Source organism: Amycolatopsis sp. NPDC003861, assembly GCF_053605405.1.
Genome location: NZ_JBSGJD010000316.1, coordinates 1 through 9578, shown reverse-complemented (window position 1 = coordinate 9578; position 9578 = coordinate 1). Strand labels below are relative to the sequence as shown.

Sequence of the window (9578 nt, the reverse complement as noted above, 5' to 3'; positions counted from 1 at the left end):
TAAGGCGGGTTAGAACCCGCCTTACCACTCACGAGGGGGTCAGCGCTTGAGGCCGGGCAGTGGGGCGCGTTCGGTCACGGTGACCGCGCGGCCGAGGAGGTCGGTCACCGGGATCTGCTTGCCGGCCAGGAGGAATCCGGCCGTCGCCAGCAGCACCCACGGCACCGGGCCGTGGGCGATGCCGTCCGACAGCGGGGCGAACCCGTGCGCCGCGAGGCCGAGCAGGCCGCCGGACGCCAGCAGGCCCGCCACGACGAGCTGCGGCGTCCCGGCGGTGGTTGCGCCGGTTTCGCGCTGCATCTCGAAGTGGGCGAACAGCCGCAGCAGGCCGGCCAGCACCATCCCGCACGCCGCGAACCACGCCGGCGCCATGATCAGCCAGAACACCGTGCCCGGCGCGGGCGTCTGGTAGCCGAGGCCGTACACCGTCACGCCGGCCACGACGACCAGCGCCGGCATGTGCCAGAGGTAGACGCTCATGAACCGCGCGCCGAGCCAGCCGAGGGCGTTGCCGATGCCGGGGCGCGACGCGAGGGCGTTGAGCTGCGGGCGGAAGGCGAGCAGCAGGCCGATCTGGCCGACGGCGAGGAAGGCGAGCAGCACGGTGGGCGGGCTCATGTTCGACACCGGCGCGCCCGGCATGCCGATCATGCTGGCCGGGTACGGTCCGAACGCGACCATCAGCGCGGTGACGCCGAACCCGGCGGCGGACAGCGTCAGCGCGCCGCGGCGGGTCAGCGAGCCGAGGCGGCCTTCGACGTAGTGGAAGCCGAGCTGGTGCACGGCGACCCAGACGAAGATCGCGTTGGCGTAACCGATGTAGCCGAGGTCGTTGAAGCGCGCGACGTCGACGAGGATGCCTGCCGCGCCCATGACGAGCGGCACCTTCAGGCCCCAGTGCCGGTGCGCGGCGACCATCAGCGGCGTGAGCAGCACGACGAGCATGTACACGGCCAGGAACCACAGCAGCTGCGCGGCGATCGCGCTGCCGACCTGCACCGGCTGCGGCGGGACACCCAGGCCGCGCAGGAAGTCCGGCACGATCAGCCAGACGGCCATCAGCGGCAGCACCGGCACCATCAGGCGCTTGATGCGCCCGCCGAGCCACTGCCGCGTGGAGGCGGCGCGGCGGAAGGAGATCAGGTTGGCCGCCCCGCCGGCGAAGAAGACCAGGGGCATGACCTGGCTGAGCCAGGTGACGACCCACCAGCCCGGCGTCGCGAGGGCGTTGCCGGTGGCGAGGTGCCCGTCGGAGTAGGAGAGCACCGGCATGATCCAGTGCTGGGCGATGACGGCGAGGATGGCCCCCGCCCGGACGACGTCGAGGAATCGGTCCCGGCCCGCTGTTTGCATGCCGTTCAGCCTGGCCGGTGCGACCGGGGAAGACAGCGGTGCTGCCCGGCCTGTTCGGGGTGCTGTTCACCCCCGGTGGGTGCGGGGGTTTCCCCTACCTCAGGTTGTCGGGCTCGGGTTCGTGCTGCGTGGCGGCGACCCGGTACTCCCAGCCGTGCTCGGTGAGGCCGAGCTCGTAGCGGGTCTCGATCTTCGGGCCGCCGTGCAGGTGGATGTGCCGGATGACGGTGCCGGGGATCGGCTCGGCGTCCCCGAGCTCCTGGACGCGGCCGTCGAGCGGGCCGCCGAAGAAGCGGACGCAGCGGATCTCGTCGGACATCTGCGCGCTCCTCTCGCCGCCGGGTCCGCTCATGGTAGGTGAGCGCTCACAGGGGTGCCGCCCGCGGAACGGGTGACTCGTTGTCCACCCTACGGGAGATCCGGTCACCGTCCGTTCTAACTGACCCTAGCCGTCATACTATTGGTCTTCAGTCGAAGCTCCTGGTGGTAATTACCCGGCTCCCAGTGAGACCGAAGCGGTGATGCCGCCGATTCGGCCGACAGCGGTCATCGTTCGCCCGAGTGGCAAGCCGGCCGCCGCGTAGTGCGAACGCGGGGCCGAGTGAGACCCTCGCGAGACGTCACAACGTCCCTGAGGGTACTTACGTCAGCAGTTGACCGCCGAACGCAGCGGAGGCTCCGCCCTGCGTAAGGGCGGAGCCTCCTTGCCGGTGGAGGTGCCGGGAATTGAACCCGGGTCCTCTGGCGTCTCGACAGGACTTCTCCGTGCGCAGTCCGCTACGTCTTTACTTGACTCCCTCAGTCACGCGAACAAGCTGAGGTGACGAGCCCAGCCACTGTTTGCTTCACGACTGTTCCCCGTGGCCGGGACAGCCGCTGAGCCTCCTAGCTGATGCCGGTACCCGGGCCGGAGGCGAACCCGGGCCGACAGAGTCGCACTCGCTCAGGCGGCGAGGGCGAACTCGCGCTGACTGGAGTCGGCGCTTATTGGTTTGCGATGACGCTTATCGGTGGTCTCTCGCCTGCACCGGCACGCTTCCCCTGACTCAACGTCCAAAGTCGAAACCGTTCACCCCCTTGTCGGGATCACAACCTGACCATCATAACGCGCGGCGCGACCGCTTTAGTCCTGGAGGGTGGGGCCAGCCCTACTGCCGGGATGCCCGCTCGCACCATGTCGCCGGCCTCGCGGAACGTCGATGCTGGTGTCCGTGGAAAGGAGCAGGGTCATGGTGAGCGAAAGGCGGGATCCGCCGTTCGGTGGTTCGGTGGTGTTCTTGCTGATGAACCTGCCGCTGGGGGTGCTGGCGTTCGGGTTCCTGACGGCGTTCGTGTCGGCCGGCGCCGGGACCGCCGTGGTGTGGGTCGGGGTGGGCCTGCTCGCCTTGGTCGTGCTCGCCGTGCGGGGGGCCGCCCGGCTGGAGCGGGCGCGGGTCTACGCGCTGCTGGACCGCTACATCGATCTGCCCTACCTGCCGTTGCCGGCCGGCAAGCAGGCCGCGCGGTGGAAGGGGCGGCTGAAGGATCCCTCGACCTGGCGGGACCTCACCTACTTCGCCCTGCTCTTCCCGGTGGGCCTGGTCGAGTTCGTGCTCGTGACGACGTTCTGGGCGACGAGCCTCGCGCTGGTCTTCCTGCCCGTCTACTTCCGGTGGCTGCCCGGCGGCGAATACCGGTTCCCCAACTCGGAGCTGCCGTGGCTGACCGTGGACACCACGGTGGAGGCGCTACCGTGGGCAGCGCTCGGGGTGTTGTTCGTCGCGTTGTCGGTGGCGTTGACCAGGGCGCTGGCGGGCGTGCACGCCCGGCTGGCGACGGGGCTGCTGGGGCCGACGGTGGCGCAGCGCCGCCGGATGGAGCGCTGGTGGGAAAACGCGGAAGAGAAGAACCTGGTGGCGGGATGAGCGAGGCGCAACAGCTGGAACACCCGCGGCCGCACCCGGCTCGCACGATCCTCTACATGCTGGTCAGCTTCGTCTTCCGGCTCCTGCAGTTCGTGCTGATCGTGGTCGGCATCTCGGTGGGCGTCTCGACGGCGGTGATCTGGATCGGGTTCCCGATCCTGCTGGCGACGACGAGCTTCGTGCGCTGGTCCGGCGACCGTGAGCGGAGCTGGGCGGGCAAGCTGCTGAACGTGCCGCTGCCCCCGGTGCAGCGGCGGCCGTACGAAGAGGGGCAGCCGCTGCTGCGGCGGTGGATGGTCCGGCTGAGCGACGCGACGACGTGGCGTGACCTGGCGTACCTGATGGCCGCCTTCCCGCTGGCGTGCGCGGAGTTCGCGATCGCGCTGGCGTCGGTCGTGCTGCTGCCGATGGCGATCTGGGTGACGCCGTGGCTCGGCTGGCTGCACGGCGAGCTGGCGCTGGCCCTGCTGGGGCCGAACCGCACGAAGCGGCTGGAGCAGAAGGCCGAGCGGCTGCAGGCGTCGCGGGCCCGCGGGGTCGACGCGGCCGAAGCCGAACGCCGTCGCATCGAGCGTGACCTGCACGACGGCGCGCAGCAGCGGCTGGTGGCCGTCGCGATGAGCCTGGGCCGCGCGAAGTCGAAGTTCGACCAGGACCCCCAAGCGGTGCGGGACCTCATCGACGAGGCGCACACGGACGCGAAGCTCGCCGTGTCGGAGCTGCGGGACCTGGCGCGCGGCATCTACCCGGCCGTCCTCGGCGACCGGGGTCTGGACGCGGCGCTGTCGGCGCAGGCGGCGAAGTCGCCGATCCCGGTGGACGTCTCGGTCGACGTCGACCCGCGCCCGCCGGCCGCGGTGGAGACGACGGCGTACTTCATCGTCGGCGAGACGCTGACGAACATCGCGAAGCACTCCGGAGCGACCGAAGCCGGCGTGAAGGTGTGGCGGACCGACGACCACGTCGTCGTCGAGATCACCGACAACGGCCACGGCGGCGCGGAAGTGCGCCCCGGCGGCGGGCTGGCCGGGCTGGCCGACCGCGCCGCGACGATCGACGGCGTGATCACCGTGGTCAGCCCGGTGGGCGGGCCGACCGTGATCCGGGCTGACCTCCCCTGCCAGTGGTGAATATTCTGGACCCCGTTCATCCACGAACCTGGGGGCCGGATGCGGGTAGTCATCGCCGAGGACGCCGTGCTGCTGCGGGCCGGGGTGACCCGCCTGCTCGCCGACGAGGGCATCGAGACGGCCGCGGCCGTCGACAACGGGGACGACCTCCTCGGCGCGGTCAAGGAACACCGTCCTGACCTGGCGATCGTCGACGTCCGCATGCCGCCGACGTTCACCGACGAGGGCCTGCGCGCGGCGCTGGCGGCCCGCAAGGAGATCCCGGGCCTGCCGGTCCTGGTGCTGTCGCAGTACGTCGAGGAGTCGTACGCGGTGGAGCTCCTCTCGGGCGGCGCCGGCGGCGTCGGCTACCTGCTGAAGGAGCGCGTGGCGGACGTCGCGGACTTCCTGGACGCGGTCCGCCGCGTGGCGGGCGGCGGCACGGCGATCGACCCGGACGTGATCGCCCAGCTGATGGCCCGCGGCCGCCGCAACCCCCTGGATGCGCTGACGGCCCGCGAGTCCGAGGTCCTCGGCCTGATGGCCCAGGGCTTGTCCAACACGGCGATCGCGAACTCCCTGGTCGTCTCGCACGGCGCGGTGGAGAAGCACATCGGCAACATCTTCTCGAAACTGGGCCTCGAAGCCAGCGCGGAGGAACACCGGCGCGTCCGTGCAGTGTTGACGTACCTGGGCCGCTGAGTGCCGTGCTACTCGGCGTAGAGGGAAGTGTGACAGGCCCCACTTGCGAGTGAATTTTCGGTGAGTGTCATGCTGAGGCTCCGACCATGGCCCGGCACCCGCCGGGTCGGAAGTAGGTGGCCAGATGACCTGGGCCCGCTCCAATGGCAGCTCTACCGCCAGTGACGAAGACAGCCGGATGGGCGTCATACGAGCCGAGGAGGCCGTTCGGCTCGCCGAACAGAACGATCGGGCCGTCCTCACCGTCGCCGGGCACTCCTCGGATGTTCAGGAGTGCGCGGAACTGTTGGCCATGCTGGGCCTCGATGTCGGGCGGCGCCGGCGGCTCGCCTGACCCTCCGGCGTCGGCGAGGTGCCCTTTCGAGGCGGAACGTGATGGCACGCACCTGACGCCGGAGTATGCGGTCGGCGTGCTATCGCTTGCCCGGTTGGTGGACGATTACGAGATCTTTTGTCTCGTTTGCTGTGCGGTCGCGCCACCGGCGACTGCCGGGTAACGGTTCGATCGGACGTCGCCCGAGATCGTAACAAGCCGGCGTGACCATACGAACTCTGATGTGTCGTGAATACCATGGCCATCATTCGAGCTTTGTAGCTTGAAAGGAGTTCGCAATGCACGCCGTCGAGTTGTGTTCCAGTGTCACGCAAGCGATGCTCCTGATCCGCAGCCGCGTGAAAGCCGGACTACCGATCGACGACGGTGGTCATGTCGCTCCCGTCGAGCGGCGAGCTTACCGAATTCTGTCCGTGATCACCGAGGCGTTGACGAACACTCCCGACGGACAGTGGAGTCCGCAGCTCCGGCGTCGTCCTTACGACCCAAAAGTGCAGGACGAGCTGTCGAACTTCGTAGAGCTTTCGGTAACTCGAAACAAAGGGTTCGAGGACAAGCTGGAGAGCGCGATCCGAGGAACCAAGCGGACGCGGCGGTTTCGCTTGGATCTCTCGTTTCGCCTCCCCAAGGTTGCGGCGAAGCAGCTGCTCCTGCTGGTTTCCGGCTGTCTTTTGCTTCTTTGGGGAGCATTCGGGTTGACGCTGTCAAAAGCGCTGTCCGGTCCGGTCACGGCTTGGACCGTGTTCTCGATGGCTGTCGAGAAGGCCACCTTGATCTGTGCGGGTGTCCTTCTGATCGGCGTCTTCGCCAAGATCGATGGGACGACCAAGGCTCAACGCGGGCACGCTCATCGCCACGTTCAGCAGGTCTCGCTCGGCGCTGTTCGCAAGCTGCAGGTAGACGCCGCTCAAGACATGATGATCAATGCCCTGCAGGCACAGTTCCTTGCGCTGTCGGTGCTTCGTCCTGCAGACGTGCGCCAGCGGGTTACCGAGACGTACACCCCGAACGGTGGGACGATCAAGCAAGCGGTAACAATCGAAGCGCAGCTGCCGCGTCCTCACTTCATGAAGGACGGACGCCTTCCCGAGGACCTGCGGAGCGTGTACTTTCCCGTTTTGATTCCGCGCAAGGGGACGTTTCAAGACAACTTCGATGTGCGCGGAGCCGATGGAACTTCCCTCCGGCGTCTTACCTACCGGGAGTACCTCAAGCTGGTCGCGTGCACCTTGCGGATTCTGCTCGCCACTGGCTTCAGTCCCCGGACGACGCAGAGACCTGAGCTGCACGCCCTCCTTGACGTGGCGCAACGGCGACGGTGCGACGGTGACATGTCATCGAGACGGTCGCCTGCCGGCTGGGAGCGTCTGGACAAGATGGCAAATGCCGACAACCGGCCCGCTGTTGCAAAAGTCGCGGGACTCCTGGCTGCGAGCCTGGCACGCAAACTCCAGGGCCACTATGCCGTCGTGGTCGCGGTGGCTCCTGATGAGGGAGGCAGGTTCATCGTCAGGTATGAGCAAACTCTCCTTCCGTCGCCGAGCCGGAACCGCAAGATGGCGGGAATGTCGAGAGCTCTGGGAGCTCGACCGGTGCAGCTGGAGGTCGGCCTGGACAACGCCGCGAGCTGCCAGAGTTACCACGCTCAAGCCAACTGCCCTGACTACCTTTTTCTGGGCCGGCAGGAGTTGTCGTTGGGTGACCAGGTGCTCGAGACGGTGCGCGAGGACGCGCCGACGCCGGTGCACCTTCGCCTGCGGAAACGATTCGGGCAGCCGCACGGCCACCTCTACAGCAGGTTTTTCCCGGAAAGTCCGGAACGTTCCACTCTCAAGTTCACCTTTTACGAAGTTCCGCCGGCTTCGGTCTTCAGGGCTGCGATCACCGCTGTGACGGCGTTTCTGCTGGTCCTGGCCGTCGGCGTCGTAATGTCCAGAGAGCCCGACGCCGGAACCGACGCTCCGGCGATCTTGTTGGCTTTCCCCGCGGTGGCTGCGGCGCTCGTCGGCTTCGACAAGCCGCAGCGCAGCATCCTGGACAGCACGCTGGCAGCGCGGTGCAGCCTCATGATCACGGCGGTGCTGTCTGTGGTGGCCAGCGCCCTGTTCATGGTCACCAAGGTCTTGAAGTACGACTGGCCGCACTTGCCGTTGAACTGGTCATTGATCGGTGTCACGTCAGTCTTTTGGGTCATGTTGACCGGCGTGGCCTTCATCAATACCTGCATGATCGTCTGGGTCTGTATCAGCAGGTTTTCCTTCTATGCATACCTCAACTCTCGCAATCCAGAAGAGTTGCAACACGAAGAAGTGGGTGACGTCGATCTATGAAGATGTTATACTCGTCCAATTCGTTAATTTCCCACGGCGCGATGGGAGCGAAGGTGGTGGACGCGACCGAGGATGCCGACGACCGAGTCGGCCTTTTCGGAGCACGTAGACCCAAGCCGGAGTGGGCCTACGTACTCAACAACCACGATTGGCCGTCGGAAGTTCCAGGGCCGAAAGTGTCGAAGGAAGATTTCTACCTCGCACTGGGTCGAATGCAAGGCGTCTACAGCCAAGCGATCGAGGATCTCGGCAACGCCGGCTGCTAGAGCCACAGCGGGCGCGCCGCAGGCGCCGCCTGATCAGACCAGGTCCGCGACGTGGACCACCTTGTTCCGGCCCGTCGCCTTCGCGTGGTACAGCGCGGTGTCCGCCGCGTCCAGCAGGCGCTGCAATGACGTCCCCGCCTCCGGGTACACCGCGATGCCGATCGAGACCGTCAACCCCGTGATCGACAGCTGACCCGCCGGGACCGCCAGCGCGCTGATCGCCCGGCGGATCCGCTCCGCCACCGGGCCGACGTCCGGCCGGGTGATCCCCGGCAGCAGCACCACGAACTCCTCGCCGCCGAACCGGCCCACCGCGTCACCGCGGCCGCGGACCGCCGAGATGATCGACTGGGCCACCGCCTTCAACACCGCGTCGCCCGCCAGGTGGCCGTACGTGTCGTTCACCTGCTTGAAGTGGTCCAAGTCCAGCATCAGCAACCCGAACGTCGTGTGCTGGCGGGACGCCGCCGCCAAGGTCCGCTCGGCCACCGCGTGCCAGCCGCTGGTGTTGTACAGCCCCGTCTTCTCGTCGCGGTGGGCGGCCACCTCCAGCTGCTTCACCAGCACCGTCCGGTGCAACAGCAGCAACGGCGGGAACACCAGCACCACCAGGCCCGGCAACGTCGCCAGGGCCACCGCGTTCAACGCCCCCAGGCAAAGCGTCGCCACCTCGAGGCCGTTGTCCGCCCACGTCCCGAACAGCGCCTCCGGCGTCCGGCCGACTTCGCGGCGGGCCGGGAGGACCAGGAGGGCGTTCACCGCGAAGAACGTCACGCCCGCCGCCGTGATCGCGAACGTTCCCGCCCAGCCGTGGGTCAAGGCCGCGCGGACGTCGGCGAAGCCCGAGGCGCGCAGGACCGACTGGGCCGCGTAACACGACAGCACGATGATCGCCGCGTTGCTGACCGTGCGGGACGCCGGGACCCGCTGCAGGCGGTACCAGCTGCGGATCGCCAGGTGCGTGTAGAGGCCGCCGACCAGGACCGCCAGCAGGAGCGGCGGCAGCAGGAGCACGCCGGCGAACGTCCAGACCGACGTCATGTTGATGTGCGGCGTCCCCGACACGCGACGGCGGATGCGCTCCACGCGGCGGCCCGTCTCCGACTGCACCACCCCGAGGACCAGCAGCACCAGCAGGATCGACAGCGTCCGGCGGTCCACCGCGACCGGCGACGGGCGCAGCGTCAGCACCACCGCCGCCGCCTCGCTGACCAGGCAGTAGGCGATCACCCGCGGGCCCTGGCGCCACAGCGCCCAGTGGCGCGGTGCCACGAGGACGTCACGAATCCGCGGCCCGGTGCGCGGAATCCCGCCCCCGGTCCGCATACTCATGGTGTCCGGCCGGTGACGGAGCCGGTCCGGCCCGGGGTCGTGAAGGGAGGCGCACCATGTGCGGTCGCGACAACTGAGGTCATCGCTCCTCCAGCCCGACCCGGCGCCACGCCCTCGCGATCGGCACGGCCACCGCGGCACCCGCCGCCCCGGCCGCGGCGATGGTGTGCGCCGGGCCCATCCTCGCTGTCGCTTTGTCGACCGCACTCCAGGACGACACGGACGCCCTGACCACCACCGAGCGCCAG

9 protein-coding genes and 1 other RNA gene are annotated in these 9578 nt (G+C 68.2%); 6 read left to right on the top strand and 4 right to left on the bottom strand.

Translation table 11 applies throughout. The annotated features are described in order from the left end of the window. Positions 1-39: 39 nt before the first annotated feature. The 3 genes from ACWEVN_RS43080 to ssrA form a co-directional block, all read right to left on the bottom strand. The gene (locus ACWEVN_RS43080; RefSeq protein WP_452055129.1) at positions 40-1353 is read right to left on the bottom strand and encodes an acyltransferase family protein; all 1314 of its coding nucleotides are present in this window, start codon (positions 1351-1353) and stop codon (positions 40-42) included. A gap of 94 nt (positions 1354-1447) precedes the next feature. Then, the gene (locus ACWEVN_RS43075) at positions 1448-1672 is read right to left on the bottom strand and encodes a hypothetical protein (RefSeq protein ID WP_310975793.1); all 225 of its coding nucleotides are present in this window, start codon (positions 1670-1672) and stop codon (positions 1448-1450) included. Between the two features lie 389 nt (positions 1673-2061). Further along, positions 2062-2430: a transfer-messenger RNA gene (gene ssrA, locus ACWEVN_RS43070) on the bottom strand. A gap of 152 nt (positions 2431-2582) precedes the next feature. Between ssrA and ACWEVN_RS43065 the strand changes: the two genes are divergently transcribed. From ACWEVN_RS43065 to ACWEVN_RS43040, 6 genes are all read left to right on the top strand, one after another. Further along, positions 2583-3257 (top strand): sensor domain-containing protein, encoded by a 675-nt coding sequence (locus ACWEVN_RS43065; RefSeq protein ID WP_449686654.1) that lies wholly within the window; start codon positions 2583-2585, stop codon positions 3255-3257. Continuing rightward, a complete protein-coding gene (locus ACWEVN_RS43060; protein WP_449686653.1) occupies positions 3254-4387 on the top strand; it encodes a sensor histidine kinase in 1134 nt (377 codons plus the stop codon). Before ACWEVN_RS43065 ends, ACWEVN_RS43060 begins: the two co-directional genes overlap by 4 nt. Before the next feature lie 39 nt (positions 4388-4426). Further along, positions 4427-5068, top strand: a complete 642-nt coding sequence (locus ACWEVN_RS43055; protein ID WP_191315430.1) for a response regulator transcription factor — start codon at positions 4427-4429, stop codon at positions 5066-5068. 124 nt (positions 5069-5192) lie between these two features. Next, positions 5193-5402 carry a hypothetical protein gene (locus ACWEVN_RS43050; protein WP_452055128.1) on the top strand — a complete coding sequence of 70 codons (210 nt, stop codon included), beginning with the start codon at positions 5193-5195 and terminating at the stop codon, positions 5400-5402. Between the two features lie 278 nt (positions 5403-5680). Then, positions 5681-7732, top strand: coding sequence for a hypothetical protein (locus ACWEVN_RS43045; protein ID WP_452055127.1), 2052 nt, complete (start codon positions 5681-5683; stop codon positions 7730-7732). A 56-nt stretch (positions 7733-7788) separates the two neighbouring features. After that, positions 7789-7998, top strand: a complete 210-nt coding sequence (locus ACWEVN_RS43040) for a hypothetical protein (RefSeq protein WP_452055126.1) — start codon at positions 7789-7791, stop codon at positions 7996-7998. Positions 7999-8031: 33 nt separating this feature from the next. Here ACWEVN_RS43040 and ACWEVN_RS43035 read toward each other — a convergent pair whose 3' ends face one another. Continuing rightward, positions 8032-9324: a diguanylate cyclase gene (locus ACWEVN_RS43035; RefSeq protein ID WP_449688152.1), complete on the bottom strand. Its 1293-nt coding sequence runs from the start codon at positions 9322-9324 to the stop codon at positions 8032-8034. Between the last annotated feature and the right edge of the window lie 254 nt (positions 9325-9578).